Annotated in this window: 17 protein-coding genes; 6 read left to right on the forward strand and 11 right to left on the reverse strand. The window is 69.1% G+C overall.

All coding sequences use genetic code 11. The features are described from left to right. Nucleotides 1–13: 13 nt before the first annotated feature. From HUG10_RS01890 to HUG10_RS01925, 9 genes are all read right to left on the reverse strand, one after another. The gene (locus HUG10_RS01890; protein WP_179167943.1) at nucleotides 14–457 is read right to left on the reverse strand and encodes a hypothetical protein; all 444 of its coding nucleotides are present in this window, start codon (nucleotides 455–457) and stop codon (nucleotides 14–16) included. A gap of 165 nt (nucleotides 458–622) precedes the next feature. Beyond that, nucleotides 623–1,351, reverse strand: coding sequence for an amino acid ABC transporter ATP-binding protein (locus HUG10_RS01895; RefSeq protein WP_179167944.1), 729 nt, complete (start codon nucleotides 1,349–1,351; stop codon nucleotides 623–625). Continuing rightward, complete coding sequence (locus HUG10_RS01900) at nucleotides 1,351–2,184, reverse strand: amino acid ABC transporter permease (protein ID WP_179167945.1); 834 nt, start codon at nucleotides 2,182–2,184, stop codon at nucleotides 1,351–1,353. Before HUG10_RS01900 ends, HUG10_RS01895 begins: the two co-directional genes overlap by 1 nt. Before the next feature lie 6 nt (nucleotides 2,185–2,190). Next, the gene (locus HUG10_RS01905; RefSeq protein WP_179167946.1) at nucleotides 2,191–3,009 is read right to left on the reverse strand and encodes a basic amino acid ABC transporter substrate-binding protein; all 819 of its coding nucleotides are present in this window, start codon (nucleotides 3,007–3,009) and stop codon (nucleotides 2,191–2,193) included. Between the two features lie 120 nt (nucleotides 3,010–3,129). Further along, nucleotides 3,130–4,752 carry a Na+/H+ antiporter NhaC family protein gene (locus HUG10_RS01910; RefSeq protein WP_179167947.1) on the reverse strand — a complete coding sequence of 541 codons (1,623 nt, stop codon included), beginning with the start codon at nucleotides 4,750–4,752 and terminating at the stop codon, nucleotides 3,130–3,132. Nucleotides 4,753–4,803: 51 nt separating this feature from the next. Beyond that, a complete protein-coding gene (locus HUG10_RS01915; protein ID WP_179167948.1) occupies nucleotides 4,804–5,667 on the reverse strand; it encodes a COX15/CtaA family protein in 864 nt (287 codons plus the stop codon). Nucleotides 5,668–5,719: 52 nt separating this feature from the next. Then, nucleotides 5,720–5,845: a hypothetical protein gene (locus tag HUG10_RS21955; protein WP_281375680.1), complete on the reverse strand. Its 126-nt coding sequence runs from the start codon at nucleotides 5,843–5,845 to the stop codon at nucleotides 5,720–5,722. A 78-nt stretch (nucleotides 5,846–5,923) separates the two neighbouring features. Further along, nucleotides 5,924–6,241: a hypothetical protein gene (locus HUG10_RS21610; protein WP_218780634.1), complete on the reverse strand. Its 318-nt coding sequence runs from the start codon at nucleotides 6,239–6,241 to the stop codon at nucleotides 5,924–5,926. A 259-nt stretch (nucleotides 6,242–6,500) separates the two neighbouring features. Continuing rightward, nucleotides 6,501–7,589 carry a tubulin/FtsZ family protein gene (locus tag HUG10_RS01925; RefSeq protein WP_179167949.1) on the reverse strand — a complete coding sequence of 363 codons (1,089 nt, stop codon included), beginning with the start codon at nucleotides 7,587–7,589 and terminating at the stop codon, nucleotides 6,501–6,503. On the opposite strand from HUG10_RS01925, the gene HUG10_RS01930 reads away from it, so the two are divergent. The 5 genes from HUG10_RS01930 to HUG10_RS01950 all read left to right on the forward strand — a co-directional run bounded on the left by HUG10_RS01930 (nucleotide 7,588) and on the right by HUG10_RS01950 (nucleotide 13,956). Beyond that, nucleotides 7,588–10,200: a DUF7286 family protein gene (locus HUG10_RS01930; protein WP_449272354.1), complete on the forward strand. Its 2,613-nt coding sequence runs from the start codon at nucleotides 7,588–7,590 to the stop codon at nucleotides 10,198–10,200. The two genes, HUG10_RS01925 and HUG10_RS01930, sit on opposite strands and share 2 nt — an antisense overlap. Nucleotides 10,201–10,271: 71 nt before the next feature. Then, nucleotides 10,272–10,697, forward strand: a complete 426-nt coding sequence (locus HUG10_RS01935; RefSeq protein WP_179167951.1) for a DUF5791 family protein — start codon at nucleotides 10,272–10,274, stop codon at nucleotides 10,695–10,697. Nucleotides 10,698–10,699: 2 nt separating this feature from the next. Continuing rightward, nucleotides 10,700–11,596 carry an SDR family oxidoreductase gene (locus tag HUG10_RS01940; protein ID WP_179170966.1) on the forward strand — a complete coding sequence of 299 codons (897 nt, stop codon included), beginning with the start codon at nucleotides 10,700–10,702 and terminating at the stop codon, nucleotides 11,594–11,596. 66 nt (nucleotides 11,597–11,662) lie between these two features. Continuing rightward, complete coding sequence (locus tag HUG10_RS01945; RefSeq protein ID WP_179167952.1) at nucleotides 11,663–12,832, forward strand: DHH family phosphoesterase; 1,170 nt, start codon at nucleotides 11,663–11,665, stop codon at nucleotides 12,830–12,832. A 35-nt stretch (nucleotides 12,833–12,867) separates the two neighbouring features. Then, nucleotides 12,868–13,956, forward strand: coding sequence for an aldo/keto reductase (locus HUG10_RS01950; RefSeq protein WP_179167953.1), 1,089 nt, complete (start codon nucleotides 12,868–12,870; stop codon nucleotides 13,954–13,956). Nucleotides 13,957–13,963: 7 nt separating this feature from the next. On the opposite strand, the gene HUG10_RS01955 is transcribed toward HUG10_RS01950, so the two are convergent. Continuing rightward, a complete protein-coding gene (locus tag HUG10_RS01955; RefSeq protein ID WP_179167954.1) occupies nucleotides 13,964–14,134 on the reverse strand; it encodes an HVO_0758 family zinc finger protein in 171 nt (56 codons plus the stop codon). Nucleotides 14,135–14,233: 99 nt separating this feature from the next. Between HUG10_RS01955 and HUG10_RS01960 the strand changes: the two genes are divergently transcribed. Further along, nucleotides 14,234–15,415: an MFS transporter gene (locus tag HUG10_RS01960; protein WP_179167955.1), complete on the forward strand. Its 1,182-nt coding sequence runs from the start codon at nucleotides 14,234–14,236 to the stop codon at nucleotides 15,413–15,415. 25 nt (nucleotides 15,416–15,440) lie between these two features. Here the strand turns inward: HUG10_RS01960 and metG are convergent, their stop codons facing one another. After that, nucleotides 15,441–17,609 carry a methionine--tRNA ligase gene (metG, locus tag HUG10_RS01965; protein ID WP_179167956.1) on the reverse strand — a complete coding sequence of 723 codons (2,169 nt, stop codon included), beginning with the start codon at nucleotides 17,607–17,609 and terminating at the stop codon, nucleotides 15,441–15,443. Nucleotides 17,610–17,668 lie beyond the last annotated feature (59 nt).

Genomic DNA, 17,668 nt, shown 5'->3' on the forward strand with positions numbered 1-17,668 from the left:
CGCACGCCAGCGGCTAATCTACCCCGGTCGCGTCGACCCTGACTCCGTCCGGGACAAGTCGAATCACGGCCGTATCGACGCCGACGCCGCCCCCGCCGAGCGACCGATACAGTTCCAGCGAGGTTCGGTGACGCGCGCCGTCGGCCGACGCCTCGACGACGTATCGGCCCGGTTCCGGGAAGAACCGCGGCGCATATCGCGTCGCGTTCCCCGGGACCGAGAAGCGCCCCTGTACTGCGGCCTCCTCTACGGGGACAGGGGTGCTCGCTGGGTCCGGTGTTCCGGTCGCGTCCGGGACGAGCGCGGCCCTGACCACGACCGACGCGGGGGTCGCGCGGTCGTTGACGAGTTCGAGCCCGCCCGGGGCCGTGTTGGCGCGGAGCGACCGGCCGCAGCCGGCGAGCGTCGCGGTCACGCCGGCCGCGGCACCCCGGAGAACGCGTCGTCTGCTTGGCACGACCTCGGCTGGAACGGGTCGAGGTAAAAAGGTGCGCGTTCGCGACGGTTCGGTGTCCGGACGAGCGACGCCGAACTCTCAGACCGTACGACGTGGGTGGATCACGGCCGCCACGCTGCGAACCGATGGGAGTTGGCGCGAGAGAACGACTCGAAACGGAGTCGATCAGAGCAGTTTCGAGAGGAACTGCCGGCCGCGCTGGGTCGTCGGCTCCTCGAAGAACTGCTTCGGTGGCGTGCGTTCGACGACCTCACCCTCGGCCATCAGCGTGATCGTGTCGCCGACCTCGCGGGCGAACCCCATCTCGTGGGTGACGACCATCATCGTCATGCCCTCGTCGGCCAGGTCGCGCATGACCTCGAGCACCTCGCCCACGAGTTCGGGGTCGAGCGCGCTCGTCACCTCGTCGAACAGCATCACCTGGGGGTCCATCGCCAGCGCCCGGGCGATAGCGACCCGCTGCTGCTGGCCGCCGGAGAGCTGTGAGGGGTACGACCCGGTCTGTCCCGCCAGGCCGACACGGTCCAGCAGACGGTTCGCTCGGTCGTGCGCCTCGTCCCTCGGAAGCCCCTTCACCTTGATCGGTGCGAGGGCGACGTTCTCCAGGGCGGTCTTGTGCGGGAAGAGGTTGAACGACTGGAACACCATGCCGATGCGCTGGCGGAGGACGTTGATGTCCGCGTCGGGGTCCGTGAGCGGCGTCCCGTCGAGGCGGATCTCGCCCGACTGGATCTCCTCGAGCCGGTTGGTACACCGGAGCAGCGTCGATTTCCCCGAGCCTGACGGCCCGATGACGACGCACACCTCCTGCTCGTCAACCTCCAGGTCGATGTCCTTGAGGACGTGCGTCTCGCCGAAGTACTTGTTCACCTTCTCGAACTCGAGTAGCGCCATCAGTTGTCACCTCCAGCGGTCGCTGGGTCCGCGCGCCGTTCGAGATAGCTGACGAGCCTGCCGAGCGGGATGGTTATCATGAGGTAGGCGATGGCGACGAGGATGATCGGCGTCCACGCGTCGAACGTCGCGGAGTTGATGTTCCGGAACGCGCTCAGCAGTTCCGGTACCGCGAGGACTGTCAGCAGCGAGGTGTCCTTCACGAGGATGACCTGGTCGTTCCCGATGGCCGCGAGCGAGTTGCGCCACGCCTGCGGGAGGACGACGTTCCGCATGGACTGGATGTACGACATCCCGAGCGACCGGGCGGCCTCCATCTGCCCGGACGGGATGGATTCGATGCCGCCGCGGATGGCCTCGCCGATGTAGGCCGCGTGATTGAGCGTGAGCCCGATGACCGCGGCGTAGTAGTTCCACTGGTCGACCGGGAAGGTTCCGCCCCAGAGCTGTGGGATGCCGAGGTAGATGACGAACAGCTGGAACAGCAGCGGCGTCCCGCGGAAGAACTCGATGTACCCCTTCGCGATGTTCCTCGTCGGGCCGGTCCGGGAAACCCGCGCGAGCCCGACGATCACTCCGGCGACCACCGAGAGGACGCTGCTAACGACGACGATTCCGAGCACGCGGAGGAACGCGTACGTGAACTGCGGGTAGATGATCTCCAGGAGCAGCTCGTAGTCCACCCGCACGAACAGCACGTACAGGAGGAACGCACCGACGACGAGCGCGAACAACGAGGTGCCGACGAGGCCGATCCGGCGGAACGTCGCGTCGTTCATCCGCTCGATGACGCCCCGTTCCCCACCCGTCGTCCGCTCGGTGTCGGTGGCCATCGATCGTTACCCGCTGAAGTACTCGTTGTAGATCTCGTCGTACTCGCCGCTCTCCCTGATCGACTGGAGCGCTCCGTTGACCTCCTCGCGGAAGTCGTCGTCGTCCTGGCGGAACGCGATACCGTAGTTCTCCACGGTGAGCGTGAGGTACGGCGGCGCGTCCTCGCCCTGCGCGGCGGCCTCACCCTCGCCCTCGACGAACCGGACCTGGTCCCCGTTCTGGTCGACGAACTCGGCGCTGACGGTGTTGTCGTTGATGACGGCCACGACCTGGTTGTTCAACAGCGCGCTGAACGCGTCCGGGATCTGGTCGTACTCGTTGATCTGGAGTTCGCCGTCGAACTCGGACTGGAGTTCGGCCGCGGCGTCGGCCCCGGTCGTCCCCTTCTGGACGCCGACTCGCTTGCCGCGGAGGTCCTCCTTCGAGGTGATGTCGGAGTCGTTCCTGACCACGATGGTCTGGTAGGCGGTGAAGTACGGGTCCGAGAAGTCGACCTGCTGAGCGCGCTCGTCGTTGATGGTCATCGCCGACATGATGACCCGGAAGTTCCCGTTCTTCAGCGACGGGATGATCGTGTCGAACGAGTTCGGGACGAACTCGTACTCGTAGCCGAGTTCGCCCGAGAACACGGCCTCCGCGATGTCGACGTCGAAGCCGACGAGTTCGCCCTGCTCGTTCTCGTACTCGAACGGCCGGTACGGGATGTCCGAGCCGATCTCGATGGTCTCTCCGCCGTCGCCGCCACCACCGAAGCCGAGACAGCCGGCCGTCGTGAGGCCCGCTGCGGCGGCGCCAGTGGACTTGAGGTAGCTACGTCGTTGCATGACGTCCTTCTGTTAGCGATTAGCTATATAAGGGAGCTTCGGTCAGTGGGCGCAGTCGCTCGAATTTCCCGGGCGATCGGCGGTGGCTGGGTCGGTTCGGGCGCCTAGCGCTCGCCCAGTTCAGTACGGGATGACCCGGAACCCCTCGGGGAGGAGGAAGCCGGCGAGCAGGAACAGGACGGCCGCGATGGCGGCGGTCGTTACCGCGTAGGGGATCTGCGTCCGGACGTGGACCATGTGGTCGCTCCCGCTGGTCGAGGAGGCGAGGACGGTCGTGTCGCTGATCGGCGAGCAGTGATCGCCGAAGATGCCGCCCGAGAAGACGGCGCCGAGCACCAGCGGGAGGTTCGCGCCGGTCACGAACGCGACCGGAATGGCGATCGGGAACATGATCCCGTACGTGGACCAGGAACTCCCGTCCGAGAAGCTGATGAACGCGGTCAGGAGGAACACCGTCACGGGGATGATGGCCGCGGGCACGCCCCCGAACCAGTCCGTGACGAACGAGGAGATGCCCAGCGTCGTCACGGCGTTCTGGATGGAGGTGGCGAGCGCGAGGATGACCGCCGCGAGGAAGATCCCCTTCATCCCCTTGATCATGGCGTCCGTCCCGTCGCTGTTCGAGGGGATGTCACCCCTGAGCCGGTAGAGGACGAACGCGACGACCATCGCCGTCGTCGCTGCCAGTCCGAGCCTGACGCCGCCGATGTCGAGCGCGAACGCCCCGCCGACGGAGGTGACCACCGGCCCGTCCCGCCACAGCATCGCGCCGACGCCGACGACGATCATGGTCGCGATGGGGACCGCGAAGTTCCGCCAGTCGGGCGTCGCGCCCTCGTACATCTCGTACTGCTTCATCTCCTCGGAGATCATCGGGCTGTCGTCCTCGCCGACGACGCCGTCGCCGCGCCGGGCGCGCTCCTCCTCCTTGCGCATCCCGAACATGTTCGGGACGACCTGCCAGGCGACTAACGCCGCCAGGATCAGCGCGATCCAGGAGTAGAACGCCGTGAAAAGTGTGTTGAAGAACAGCGGCCACACCTGCTGGGTGACCGCCTCCGCCTCGTTCCCGGAACCGCTGACGTAGTTGCTCATCCCGGGCGGGAGTGTCCCCTGCTGTGCGGCCGCGACGAGTCCCGCGCCGATGAAGCCGACCATCGCGGCACCCCAGGTCGAGTAGAACGCGAGGCGGGCCGCGGGGCTCCCGGCCGAGTCGACGTAGTAGGCCAATTTCGCCCGCGACACGTCGAACCGGTCGGTCAGCGGGCGCATCATCGAGCCGACCACGAGGCAGTTGAAGTAGTCGTCTATGTGGATGGCGATGCCCGCGATGAACGCGGCCTTCTCGGCGTCAGCGGCGGAGTTCGCCCTGGCGGTGAGCGCCTCCAACACCCCTCGGATGGCCCCGGACCGGATCATCAGGCCGATCAGCCCGCCGATCGCGAAGACGGCGAGCAGGACGTTCTCGATGTACCAGGCGTCGGCGAAGAGCGGGGCGGTGGCGACGAGCGTCGGGATCGTCTTCAACCCGAAGATCGCGCCGAGGACCTCGCCCGCAGTGGACCCGGCGATGTCGCCCGGGACGCCGACCGCGGCGGGCCGTAGCGCGCCGTAGACGACCCCCGTGATGGAGACGCCGACGAACAACCCGATCAGGGCGTCCCTCGTGTACCACGCGAGGGTGATCGCGACCAGCGCCGGCACGAGCGACCAGGCACCCGCCTGGATGGGTTCGAGGGCCATGCCCTCGGCTCGTCCACCGATTGTAAAACGGTTCTGGCAGACTTCTCCGAGCTAATCCGAGGTGGTTACGGTGGTGCCACGTTCCCCCGCGTCTGCGTCGAGCCGCCAGCGAGCGGCCGCGACGAGGGCGACCGCACCCGCGACGACCAGCGCGTTCACCAGCCGGACGGCGTCCGTGTAGAAGACCAGATCGCGTCCGAGCAGCATGGCGACGAACAGCAGCCCGGCCGCGACGGCGACGGCCGTCCGGAGTCTCCCCTGGTCGAGCGCCCCCAGCCACCGGGTCGCCGCGAGGAGCGCGCAGAAAGCGGCGAGCGAGACGCCGTAGTAGACGGCCTGCGCCCAGGGGTCGTACGCGAGCAGCGGCGGGAGCCGCGAGAACACGACGCCGGCGAGTACTCCCACGAGGCCGAGGCTCAGTGCGAGCCGCGTCCGGTCGACCGCGTCGCGTCGGTACGTCCCCTCGTACGCTGTCAGCGTGGCGTACGCGAGACCGGCGAAGATGGCGAAGCCGGTGACGAAGTGGGCCGCGTGGACCGGCGCGGAGTAGCCGCCCGGGAGCGCGCCGTTGAGCGTCACCGTGATCGCGCCGAGCACCGCCTGGAGCGGCGTCAGGACGGTCGCGACCGTCGCCGACCACTTCGTCCGCGACGAGAGCCCGCCGCGCCAGGCCCAGACGGCGACGCCGACGATGAGGAACCCGGTGATCATCGCCCAGAGCCGGTGGAACCACTCGATGAACGAGGGGATCGACTGCGGGAGGACGCCGCCGTCACAGAGGGGCCACTGCTGGGCACATGCGAGGCCGGACCCGGACGCGGCCGTGTAGATGCCGAGCATCACGAGCGCGAGCGTCATACCCGTCACGAACGCCGCGTACCGGCGGAACGTTGGCAGGGCGGGGACGCGAGTCATCGATGGAGTTCAGTATCGCTCGCACTTAGAACGAGCGATACGTCGCCCGTGTTCACAGCTGTAGCGAGTACACGACGGTCGGGTACGACTCGCCGCCGATCTCGTGGCTCGTCTCCCCCGTCCGCTCGAACTGGCGGGCTTCGTAGAACTGTCGGCCTACCTCGTTTCCCGCGAGCATCTCGAGTCGAAGCGTCTCCGTCGAGTTCGGGAGGCCATTGAGCGCGTGCTCCAGGAGCGCGGTGCCGATTCCTTCTCCTCAGCGGACTGGATCGACGTAGATGGCCTTTAGGTCGGTCTCGCCCAGCCCGACGAACGCCTTCGTCTCTGCGTCGCCCCAACGAACGTCCGCGAACCCGCGGACGGTCCCGGCATCGTCGACCGCGACTAGCACGCCACGGCGGTTCGCTGCGAGGAGATTGTGCCACTCATCGAGGGCGTCGTCTTCCGGGTTCGGGTCCTGCGTCTCGATGAGTTCGTCGGGTAGCAGGTCGGCATACGCCGCACGCCACGCGAGGGCCTGTACACGAGCGACACCACGAGCATCCTTCCTGCCCTCGTATCTGCGAACCTTCATGAGGGAGCTGTGGAAACGGCGACCAAGTAGTTCCCTATCTGACAGGGTCGGGCCGCGCTCTTCGGACGATCATCGTTTGGTACCCGACAGTTCGAGCCTGTGACGCAACGCCGGCGTATTCCTCGTCTCGGCCGCGGTGTGGTCGTTGGCCCAGCCTCAGCATGGCCGCGGACTGTGTCGAAACTGTGACGCGGTTTGGCCAGACGTTCACCGGATTATAACGTGGCGAGAGAATGGATCGTCCTCTGCTCGCCCCCACTCACAGGAGGTTGTCCAGGTCCTCGTTCTGGAACAGCTTGTCCTCCTCGTCAGACTCCTCGTCGCGCTGCTCCGCCTCCTCGGCGGCGGCCGCAGCGCGCTGCATGAACTCCTGCACCCGGCCGGAGCGCTCGACGCCGCCGAGCAGGACGAGCGCGGCGAGCCGTCCGGAATCCAGGGGGAAGTCGCCGCCCCGAACCTGCATGCTGCCGGTCTCCTCCTCGACCCACCTCCGGGCGCGCTCGACGCCCTTCCGCGAGATGGTCTCGGGATCGCCGGCGACGACGAGGAGCGCCGAGTCGGCCTCGACGGCGTTCGGGAGGCTCGTGCCCGTCAACAGCGCGTTGCGCGTCACGCTGGTGACGACGTTGATGTTCTCGTCCGGGTCCTCGCTCGCCTCGGCGCTCGCGTATCCGAGCGCCGAGATGCCGCCCGATCGGAGGGTGTTGATGACCTCGCTCGTGTCGACGACGCTCTCGCCGACGCCCTCGACGGCCTCGCCCGACGCGAGCAGGAGGCCGACGCGGCGGGCGATGTTGGCGTTGATGCTGTCGAACCCCTCCTCGAGGCTCTCGCCCGAACTGTGCCAGGAGTCGTTGTCGATGAGGAGGACCGAGTCCGCCTCGCGGGCCAGCGTCTTCAGCGAGCGACCCGCGTTCACCTGGTACATCGCCCCCTCGCCCCGGCCGGGGAGGATGCCGAGCGCGTACACCGGCACGTCGTACACGCGCTTCAGCTCCTTCGCGAGGACCGGCGCGCCGCCCGACCCGGTGCCGCCGCCGAGCCCCGCGACGACCACGATGGACTCCGCCTCGGCCGTGATGCGGCCGTCGAGCGCAGCCATTACCTCGCGCGCGTCGCTCTGCATCACCTCGGCGCCGAGTTCGTTGTCGCCGCCGACGCCGTGACCTTTCACCCGGTCCTGACCGACGAGGACCGTGTCGAACTGGAGGGACTGGAGGTCGGCTTTCGCGGTGTTGACGCCGAGCGCGCCGATGATCGAGCCGAACCCCATCTCGTGATCGAAGTCGACGAGCGCGGACGTCACCTTGCCGCCCGCCTGTCCGACCCCGACGAGGACCGTCTTCATGAGCCAACCCAATCGGCCCCCCCGCTTCAATCTTCCCACAGGTTCAAGGGGGATACCGGGACCACCGCCCCCATGTCAGACCCATCGAACTGGACGGCGAGACGAGGCGACCGGTCCGGAGCGAGGACGGACGCGGCGGTACGAACGACGGTTGAACGCGGGCCCGCTGGACAGCCCCGGGCTCGGAAGACAGCTCACGTGGCGACTGACCGCCGTCGCCGAGGCGCGCGGCCTCGCCCAGTACGGCGGCGCGCCCGTCCGGAACGTGCTCGCGAACAGGCACGTCGAACTGTCGACGAACGCGGCGGCGCTCCGCGAACAGCGCACCGCGTTCGGACGTGCCGACGCCGACGGCAGAGCGGGGACCGTCCGCGCGACAGCCAGAGTGGGGACGACCGACCTCCTCGGACCCGCCGTCGAGCGGGGGCCAGCGTGGACCGACACGGTCCTCTCGGCTACGTCCGCTGGTGACGGTGACCGCGTCGGTGAGCTACCGGCAACGTCCGGACGATCGATCGGATCGAACGTCACGGTCGGCGTCGACCACGCCGCGGACCTGGCCTTCGAGCAGTTCCTTCGAGACGATCTGGACGAGGCGAGTCGACGCTCGTATCGGGCGGAAGTGACACGCAGCGTCCGCGTCGTATCGTCGAGCAAGGGGAGAACACCGCCCCGCGATCCGCCGGGTCCGGACTGGACGCTCGTGAACGATCGCCGATCAGTCAGCACCCACGTGCTCGACCGTACGACGAGGGAGACCACGAATCCTCGGACGTTCCTCGATACCACGCTGACGGTCCAGGTGAACCACGAAGCCGTCCGGACGTGGCGGAACGGGACGGTGATCGAGCGGACGCGCGTCGAGTGGACGGAGGAGTCCACGGTTCGAGCCGGACTCGAGGCGAACCGTCTCGACCCGGACGACGGCCCGGAACGTCCGGTTTCGCCCGTCTTCGTCGAAGGTGGCGCGCTGGACGGCCCGAACCTCGTGGACGTCCGCCTGATCGCGCTCGACCGGTTCGCCGGAGCGGATCGCGTCGACGAACTGGCGCGCGACGCGGCGAGGGACGGCGGTGGTACCACGACGACGGTCGTCACGGCCGAACGGCCGGGAGAACTGGAGCCGTGGGTCTACGCTGACGTCGCCGCTCTCCGGGAACGGGTCCGGAACGTGTCGGTCCAGGTCCCCCGAGACGACGTCGCGGCCGGCGAGGCGAACGCGCCTGCCGCGCTGGCGGCCACGTTGCGGGAGTGGCGTTCGTCGCTCATCGACGCGCCCGAAACCTACGACGGGGTCGCCGATCGCGCGCGCGTCGCGGCACGAGCGAAGTACCTCGATCTGGTCATCGCCCGACTCGACGATCGAGCGGAAACCGCCGCCGACCGGAACGACGCGTATCACGATGCGCTGACCGAGGCGGACGTCCCCTTAACGGACCGACTCGACGAGGTGAGCGACGCGGCCACAGAGACGCTCGCGCCCGACCCCCGTCCCATCGGCGACGGACTCGCCGGCGAAGTAGTGTTGACCCCGGACGCCGAGCCGGGGTACCTCACGCTCACGGCCGTCCCCAGCGAGCGGGTACGGGGTGCAGGGAGCGCGGACAGCGTCCACCCGCTCGCGGCACGAAACACGAACGTGTTCACCGTCCCGGGGGACGACGTGGCCGATTCCGTGACGGACACCGTCCTGCCGGAGCGCCGGACTGCGACGCTCCGAACGGCCGGCTTGTCGCTCGTCCGGGCCAACCGGACGCTCGCGGCCGAGGATGACCGAACGCTCCGGGACCAGCGCGATCGCTTGGCGTCGGAGGTTGATACCTCCACGGCGGTCGTCCGTGGCCGTGCCACGTTCCTCCTCGCGGATCGGGCGGGAGACCGCCTTACGGCGCGTGACCGACGGGCGGTCCTCGACGCGGCGGACGCCAGGTTCGCGGGACTCGGCGTCCGGGCCGTCGCGATGACGAACGGATCGTACGCGGGCGCCGTCGCGCAAGAGGGGGCGGCGCGCGCGGATCTCTCGCCGATGGAACGGGACTGGCTGGGCGTCCACCTCAGAATCGCGCTGGGCTCCGCGGCGAGCGACGAGCGCGTCGCGGTTCCGGAGGGAGTCACAGTCGGCACCGTCACGGCGGAGCGTCGCGTGACCCGGAGTCTCGTCCACGACGCGGTGTCGGAGGGGACGGATCGCGCAGCGGCGAGGCTCCGCGAGCGATACGCGGGCGGGAAGTTCGGTCCGGTGGTCGCCGGACTCCCCGTCGCCCCCGTCCCGGGCTACTGGTACGCGACCGTCAACGTCTGGTCGGTCGAGGTTCGGGGGTACTATCCCCGGTTCGCCGTAGAGGCTCGCCTCGGAGCTCCTGACGGGGCGGGGACGGTGCTCCGGTACGTCCGGGACGGTCGGGAGGTCAGGTTCGACGCGGACGGCGACGGGGTGGCCGAGCACGTGGGCCGGAACGAGCGGGTGTCGTTCCAGACCCGAACCGTGGTTCTGGTCGCCGTCCCGGCCGGGAAGAGCGGCGTCGGGGACGTCGACGGGAACGCCGACGAACGGTCGGCCGGCTGGCCGTGTCCGAACCACACCGTTCCGGAGTGCGGGGACGAGCCGTGACGGCTGTCTCAGCATCCGGTCCCTCTCCGGTAGTGACAACCGTTTTGCCCGCGGGGAGGGGAGGGGCCAGTATGCTCTACGATGCCCACGGCGACCCCGAGGGGGCGACGCCGGACGAACTCCTCGCGGCGTACGCCGAGGAACTCTCCGCCGTCGTCGCCGATCACGGCGTCGACTCCACCGTCGAGGAGACGGGGCTCGACCCCGGGACGGTGGAGTCGATCGCCGCGGGCGACGTCGCGGACGTCCGCCTCGCCGAAGCCGTTTCCGTGCTCGCGCTCACCGAGGACGCGCCCCCGGAAGATCTCGCGTACGAGGTGCGGGACCACCTGATGATGGAGATGGTGACGGCCATCCTCGACGTGGACACCATCGCGGCCAACATCGAACCCGACCTCACCGGACAGGAGGTCCAGCAGGCGCTGGAGGGTCGGACGCGGCTCACGCTCGGGGAACTCGCGGCGATCCACGCGCTCGTTCTCGAGCGACAGCAGTGACGATGCGGGTCGTCATCGTCGGCTGCGGCTACGTCGGCCTCGAACTCGGTCGACGGTTGACGGAGGCGGGCCACGCGGTGACCGGCGTCCGTCGGTCGGACGAGGGACTCGACGCGATTCGGTCCGCGGGGTTCGACGCCGTGCGGGGTGATGCGACCGACACCGCTTCGCTCGGATCCCTACCGGACGCGGACGCGGTCGTCTTCGCCGCGAGCACCGGCGGTCGCGGCGCGGACGCCGCCAGGGAGGTGTACGTCGATGGACTCTCGAACGTCCTGGCCGAGTACGGGTCGCGGGAGGAATCGCCGGAGCGGCTCATTTACACGTCGAGTACCGGCGTCTACGGCGACCACGACGGCGACTGGGTCGACGAGGAGACGCCGCTCGAGCCGACGACGGGGAAGACGGCCGTACTCGTCGAGGCCGAACGGTTGGCGATCGAGTCGGCGGCGGAGCGGGGAATCGACGGGACGGTCGCCCGCTTCGCCGGGCTCTACGGGCCGGAGCGGTATCGCCTCGATCGATACCTCGAGGGGCCGGTAACGGCGGGTTACCTCAACATGGTCCACCGCACGGACGCGGCCGGGGCCGTCGCCCACCTGCTCGAAACCGACAGCGCCCGCGGTGAGGTCGTGCTCGTAGTCGACGACGAACCCGTCGACAAGTGGACGTTCGCCGACTGGCTCGCGGACGAGTGCGACGTTCCGCGCCCGGAGAAGCGGACGACGGAAGAGCGGATCGCGACGGGGGACCTCACGCCGGCCGCGGAGCGACGGATCCGGACGAGCAAGCGCTGCTGCAACGCGAAACTCCTGGACCTCGGGTACGGGCTCGCCTACCCGACCTACAGGGAGGGGTATCGGGCGGCTATCCGTTCGTTCTCCGCCGAGCGACGGTGACGGATCCGCCGATACACGATTAAACCGTCTGGTACTTTCTTGGTACCCCAGTTCGTGGCCCATCGTATGCAAGGTGACGTGAGGGGGCAACTCGTCCGACAGGTGGACGGTCTCCCCGAGGTCGACCAGCAGGTGGTCGCCGCGGCGCTGGGCGGTCTCCTCCTCCTCGCGGTCGGCATCTTCGTCTATCGGTGGCTGAAACGCCCGGCCGGCAAGCGGTTCGCGGCGGTGCTGGCCGAACACGACGCGATCGCGGTCCTCCTCCACCCGAACCCCGACGCGGATGCGATGGCGTCCGCCCTCGGCGTGGCGCGGATGGCCGAGTCCGTCGACACCGAGGCGACCCTCCAGTTCCCCGGACAGATCCGCCGCCAGGAGAACCGGGCGTTCAGGACGGTCCTGGACGTGGAGATGGTGAAACTCGAGCACGTCTCGGAGATCGATGCCGAGGCGGTCGTGCTCGTCGATCACAACGAACCGCGGGGCTTCACCGGCGCCGACGGCGTCCTCCCGACGTGCGTCGTCGACCACCATCCCGGCGGGGGCGCAGGGAAGGAGTTCACCGACGTCCGGACGGAGTACGGCGCCTGTTCGAGCATCCTCACCGAGTACCTCCGCGACATCGGGGCGACCCCCGTTCCCCCGGACCGCCACGACAGCGAGGTCGAGGGGCTGGCGCTCCCCACCCGAACCGCGACGGGGCTGCTGTACGGCATCCTCTCGGACACGAACCGCCTGACGCGCGGCGTCTCGCCGGCCGACTTCGAGGCGGCGAGTTTCCTCCACCCCGGCGTCGACGAGGACCTGCTCACGCGGATCGCCGACCCCGAGGTCAGCACGGAGACGCTCGAGGTGAAGGCGCGCGCCATCGCCGGCAGGGACGTCCGCGGCTCCTTCGCGGTCAGCGACGTGGGCGCGGTCTCGAACGTCGACGCCATCCCGCAGGCCGCCGACGAACTCGTCGGGCTGGAAGGCGTGACGGCCGTCGTCGTCCTCGGCGAACGCGACGGGACGGTCCACCTCTCGGGCCGGTCGCGCGACGACCGGGTCCACATGGGTCGCAGTCTCGCCGCCGCGGTCGGCGACCTCGCGAACGCCAGCGCGGGCGGGCACGCCCGCATGGGCGGCGGTCAGATCCCGCCGGCGGTGCAGGCCGACGGGACGCGCGAGGTGTCCGCGCCGCGCGGGGAGGCGCTCCTCGATCGGCTGTTCGACGCGATGAGCGGCGACGTATAGCCAGCGCTTTTCCTCCCGGCGACCGGGGGTCAACTATGGCGACCGCAGCGGGTACGTGGGGCTACCGCGACCGGTTCGGCAACGCGTTCGGGCGGACGTACTTTCGCCGGTTCGGTCCCGGCGTCGTCTCCAGTTTCGGGCTCGGTACGTACCTCGGCGAGCCGACGGACGCGGTCGACGAGCGGTACCGGGAGGCGATCCGAACCGCTCTCGACTCGGGCGTGAACCTCGTCGACACCGCGGTCAACTACCGCTGCCAGCGGAGCGAGCGGGCCGTCGGCGACGCCCTCCGCGCGTCGTCGGCCGGGCGCGAGGAAGTCGTCGTCGCGACGAAGGGCGGGTTCCTCCCGTTCGACGGCGGCCGTCCGGACGACCCGGGCGCGTACGTCCGCGAGCAGTTCGTCGAACCGGGCCTCGTCGATCCGGCGGACCTGGCGCGGGGCAGCCACAGCATCGAACCCGACTTCCTGGAGACGATGCTCGACCGGTCGCTGGCGAACCTCAACCTCGACGCCGTCGACCTCTACTACGTCCACAACCCCGAGACGCAGCTCGCGGCACGGGACCGCGAAGCGGTGTACGACCAGTTAGCCGACGCATTCCGCGCGCTCGAACGACGCCGCGCCGCGGGCGATATCGGCGGGTACGGCGTCGCGACGTGGGAGGCGTTCCGGGTTCAGCCGGATCACGACGCGTACCTCGACCTGGCGGAGGTCCTCGCGCGGGCGGAGGACGCGGCGGATGTGGCGGGCGCGGACGAGTGCGGGCTCCGGGCGATCCAGCTCCCGTTCAACGTCGGGATGGCGGACGCGTTCACCGTTCGGGCCCACACCGGCGGGGACGAGCGGGTGAGCGCGCTGGAGTTCGCGCACAGGGAGGGGCTCGGCGTGTTCGCGAGCGCGGCCCTCGGGCAGGGCGAACTGGCCGCCGGGATCCCGCCCGAAATCGCGGCCGAACTCGAGGGGGATACGACGGCACAGCGTGCGCTGAACTTCGTGCGCTCGGCACCTGCGGTGACCGCTGCGCTGGTCGGTGCGAGCACCGTCGAGCACGTGCGGGAGAACGTCGCCGCAGGTACGTTCGATCCGCTCGGTTCCTCGGCGTTCGACGCCGTCTTCGAGTAATCGAACGTTACCGGAGCTCCTTCCACTCGCGGCCGCATTCGGGGCAGATCCGCAGCGTGAACACCTCGTCCGGGTCGTTCTCCGTCTTCAGCGACTCGCCGCACTGGCTGCACAGCAGGCGCTCGTAGTTGTCCTTCTCGAGGTCGCCGTCCCGGAGCCCCTTGCGCGTCGATTTCATAGGCGGGGCTTTCGAGGCCGGGGTCAAAAAGACGACGCACGGTTCGAGTACCTGAATCGAGTCGGAAGCTTTGACCTACCGGGTGCCGAACTCCGCGTTGTGTCACGGGGTCGGCTGTTCGGAACGCTGTGTGGCGCGGTCTTCCTCGTCAACCTTGGCCGGATGGTGTTCGCGCCGCTCCTCTCGGAGTTCATCGCGGTGTTCGGTCTCACGGCGGGGACCGCAGGGCTGCTCGCCACGCTGGCGTGGGTGGGGAGCGCCGCGTTGAGGCTCCCGACCGGCTGGGTGCTCACCCGCGTTCCCCGGCACCACGTCGTGCTGGCGACCGGCGCGCTGTTGACGGCCGCCGCCTCGTTCGTCGCCGTCGCCGACTCGCTCCCGGTCCTCATGGTCGGTACCGTCGGAATGGGACTGGCATCGGGCGCGTACTTCGTCGCGGCGAACCCCCTGGTCTCGGAGCTGTTCCCGAACCGCGTCGGCCGCGTCATGGGTATCCACGGGACGGCGAGCCAGCTCGCGGCCGTCGCGGCGGCCCCCGTCGTCACCGTCGCGCTGGCGATCCGGTGGCCGCTCGCCGTCGAGGAGCGGTGGCGCGTCGTCTTCGTCGGGATCGCGCTCGGCGCGGCGACGGTGACGATCCTCCTGTTCTTCAGCGCCCGCGACGCCAAGCTTCCGGAGGCAGGCGCGTCGGACCGGGACCTACTGGGGGGCGCCCGGCGGGAGTGGCGGACCGTCCTGACGGGGGTCGTGATCCTCGGTGCGGCCGGGTTCCTCTGGCAGGGCGTGTTCAACTTCTTCGAGCTGTACATGGGGACGAAATCGATCCCCCCGACGCTCGAACGGAACCTCCTGACCGTCATCTTCGCCGCCGGCGTCCCGGCGTTCCTCGTCTCCGGGCGCCTCGCGGACCGGTTTCCCCACGTGCCGTACATGCTGAGCATCGTCGGGGCGTTCGTCGTCGCGCTGCTCGGGCTCGTCGCGGCGCAGGGCGTCCTCCAGGTGGTGCTCGCCTCCGCCGTGCTCGGCCTCGTCGTCCACTCGCTGTTCCCCGCGATGGACACGTACATGCTGGATACCCTGCCGGACGAGACCCGCGGCTCGGCGTACGCGGTGTACAGCGGGACGATGATGTTCGTGCAGGCCGGCGGCTCCTGGGCCGTCGGCGGGCTCCGGGACGCCGGCTACGCCTTCGACACCGTGTTCTCGGTCGGCGCGGTCGGGCTGGCGCTTCTGCTCGTCCCGCTCGTCGTACTGAGTCGTCTCGAGAAACTTCCTCAATAGGAGTCCGCGATAGGGTCAGCGGTCCCTATCGAACTCTCGTCCCCGGTTCGCTGTCGCCGTGGGTCGTGAGGAGGTCGGCCTCCTCGCCGGCAGCGAGCACCATGCCGTTCGACTCCTCGCCGAACAGCTCCGCCTTCTCGAGGTTCGCGACGATCACGACCTTCGTCCCGGGAAGCTCGTCGACGTCGTGTAGCTGCTTGATGCCGGCGACGATGCCGCGGGTCTCGACGCCGATGTCCACCTCCAGCTTCACGAGCTTGTCCGAGTCCTCGATGGGCTCGGCGCTCGTGATCTCCCCGACCCGGAGGTCGAGGTCCTGGAACTGCTCGAAGCTGATGCGCTCGTCGACGACGGGTTCGAGTTCGCTCACGTCACCCTCCTCGTCGGCGTCCGCCTCGTCGCTTTCGCTTTCCGCCTCGGCGGCCTCGGCGGCCTCGGCGACGCGGGCCTCCAGTTTCTCGTTCAGCTCTTCGACGCGCTCCTCCTCGACCTTCTCGTACAGCTCCTCGGGGTGGTCGAACTCGCGCGGCGGCGCCTCGAGCGCCGCCTCGGCGGGAACGTCGTGGACGCTCCCGTCCTCGCCGAGTTGGTCCCAGAGCGCCTCGCTCTTGCCGGGCGCGACCGGCTCGAAGAGCACCGCGACGGCCTTCGCGAGCTGGACGCAGTCGCGGATGACCTGGGCCGCCGCCTCCTCGTCCTCGCCGACGAGGTTCCAGGGCTCCTCGCGCTGGATGTACTCGTTGCCGAAGCGCGCGAGGTCGACGGTAGCGTTGCCGACCGCGCGGACGGAGTAGTCGTTCACGCCGGCCGCGAGGTCGTCGATGGCCTCCTCGATGCGCGATTCGACCTCATCGGAGACGCTCGCGTCCGGGGTTCCGTCGAAGTTCCGGTGGGCGAACAGCAGCGACCGGTAGAGGAAGTTGCCGACCGTGCCGACGAGTTCGTTGTTCACGCGGTCGCGGAACTTCTCCCACGAGAAGTCGACGTCCTGCTGGAAGCCGCCGTTAGTGGCGAGGTAGTAGCGGAGGAGGTCGGGGTGGAACCCCTCGTCGAGATACTCCCTCGCCCAGACAGCGCGGTTCCGCGAGGTGGAGAACCCGTTCCCGTCGAGGGTCATGAAACCGGAGGCCATCACCGCCCGGGGCTCGTTGTAGTCGACGCCGCGGAGCATCGCCGGCCAGAAGACGGTGTGGTGCTGGATGATGTCCCGGCCGATGACGTGGACGATCTCGCCGTCGTCCTGCCAGACCCCCGCCCAGCCGTACTCGTCGCTGCCGACGCGCTCGGAGTACTGCTTCGTCGAGGAGACGTACTCGATGGGGGCGTCGACCCAGACGTACAGGACGAGGTCGGTCGCCTCTCCCGACCCCTCGCCGTCGGACGTGTGCTCCTCGGTGGCTCCGGCGGCTTCGCCGCCTCCGTCTCGTTGCTCCTCCGGAGCAACGCTCTCCCCCGGATAGTCGATACCCCAGTCCATGTCCCGGGTGATACACCAGTCGCGAAGTTCGCCCTCGACCCACTCGCGGGGCTGGTTCCGCGCGTTCGAGGTGCCCTCCAGCCGGTCGAGGAACCCGGAGAGGTACTCCTTGAACTCGGAGACGCGGAAGAACTTGTGCGTCTGCTCGCGGTACTCGGCCGGGTTGCCCGTGACCGTCGAGCGCGGGTCCTCGATCTCGCCGGGTTCGAGGTGTCGGCCACACCCCTCGTCGCACTCGTCGCCGCGGGCCTTCGCCCCGCAGTAGGGGCAGGTGCCCTCGACGTACCGGTCTGGGAGCGACTGGTCCGCCTCGGGGTCGTAGGCCACCATGATCTCCTTCTCGTACACGTGCCCGTTCGACTCCAGCGTGCGGACGAACTCCTGGGTGAGTTCGGTGTTCGTCGCGTCGTGGGTGTGGCCGTAGTTGTCGAACTCCACCCCGAAGCGGGGGAACGTCTCCTCGTACTGCTCGTGCCACGCCAGCGCGAACTCCTCCGGGTCCATCCCCTCCCGTTCGGCGTTCACCGCGACCGGGGTACCGTGCATGTCCGAGCCGCTGACGAACGCCGTCCGCTGGCCGAGTGATTCGAGGGCGCGCGAATACACGTCGCCGCCCACGTACGTCCGGAGGTGGCCGATGTGCAGGTCGCCGTTCGCGTACGGTAACCCGCAGGTCACCACCGCCGGCGTCTCCGTCGGGAACTCCTCGTGGCTCATGGTTCTCGTGTCGTGGATGCGGGCCTAAAGCCCGCCGAATCGGGCGAAGCCCTCGCCCG

The sequence above is a fragment of the Halorarum halophilum genome (genome assembly GCF_013401515.1).
In the GTDB taxonomy this organism is placed as follows: domain Archaea; phylum Halobacteriota; class Halobacteria; order Halobacteriales; family Haloferacaceae; genus Halorarum; species Halorarum halophilum.

What these genes read in the sequence shown, in the direction of transcription:
- HUG10_RS01895 (WP_179167944.1), bottom strand. Translation starts at nt 1,351, where the DNA reads ATGGCGCTACTCGAGTTCGAGAAGGTGAACAAGTACTTCGGCGAGACG.
- HUG10_RS01900 (WP_179167945.1), bottom strand. Translation starts at nt 2,184, where the DNA reads ATGGCCACCGACACCGAGCGGACGACGGGTGGGGAACGGGGCGTCATC.
- HUG10_RS01905 (WP_179167946.1), bottom strand. Translation starts at nt 3,009, where the DNA reads ATGCAACGACGTAGCTACCTCAAGTCCACTGGCGCCGCCGCAGCGGGC.
- HUG10_RS01910 (WP_179167947.1), bottom strand. Translation starts at nt 4,752, where the DNA reads ATGGCCCTCGAACCCATCCAGGCGGGTGCCTGGTCGCTCGTGCCGGCG.
- HUG10_RS01915 (WP_179167948.1), bottom strand. Translation starts at nt 5,667, where the DNA reads ATGACTCGCGTCCCCGCCCTGCCAACGTTCCGCCGGTACGCGGCGTTC.
- HUG10_RS21955 (WP_281375680.1), bottom strand. Translation starts at nt 5,845, where the DNA reads ATGCTCGCGGGAAACGAGGTAGGCCGACAGTTCTACGAAGCCCGCCAG.
- HUG10_RS21610 (WP_218780634.1), bottom strand. Translation starts at nt 6,241, where the DNA reads ATGAAGGTTCGCAGATACGAGGGCAGGAAGGATGCTCGTGGTGTCGCT.
- HUG10_RS01930 (WP_449272354.1), top strand. Translation starts at nt 7,588, where the DNA reads ATGAGCCAACCCAATCGGCCCCCCCGCTTCAATCTTCCCACAGGTTCA.
- HUG10_RS01925 (WP_179167949.1), bottom strand. Translation starts at nt 7,589, where the DNA reads ATGAAGACGGTCCTCGTCGGGGTCGGACAGGCGGGCGGCAAGGTGACG.
- HUG10_RS01935 (WP_179167951.1), top strand. Translation starts at nt 10,272, where the DNA reads ATGCTCTACGATGCCCACGGCGACCCCGAGGGGGCGACGCCGGACGAA.
- HUG10_RS01940 (WP_179170966.1), top strand. Translation starts at nt 10,700, where the DNA reads ATGCGGGTCGTCATCGTCGGCTGCGGCTACGTCGGCCTCGAACTCGGT.
- HUG10_RS01945 (WP_179167952.1), top strand. Translation starts at nt 11,663, where the DNA reads ATGCAAGGTGACGTGAGGGGGCAACTCGTCCGACAGGTGGACGGTCTC.
- HUG10_RS01950 (WP_179167953.1), top strand. Translation starts at nt 12,868, where the DNA reads ATGGCGACCGCAGCGGGTACGTGGGGCTACCGCGACCGGTTCGGCAAC.
- HUG10_RS01955 (WP_179167954.1), bottom strand. Translation starts at nt 14,134, where the DNA reads ATGAAATCGACGCGCAAGGGGCTCCGGGACGGCGACCTCGAGAAGGAC.
- metG (WP_179167956.1), bottom strand. Translation starts at nt 17,609, where the DNA reads ATGAGCCACGAGGAGTTCCCGACGGAGACGCCGGCGGTGGTGACCTGC.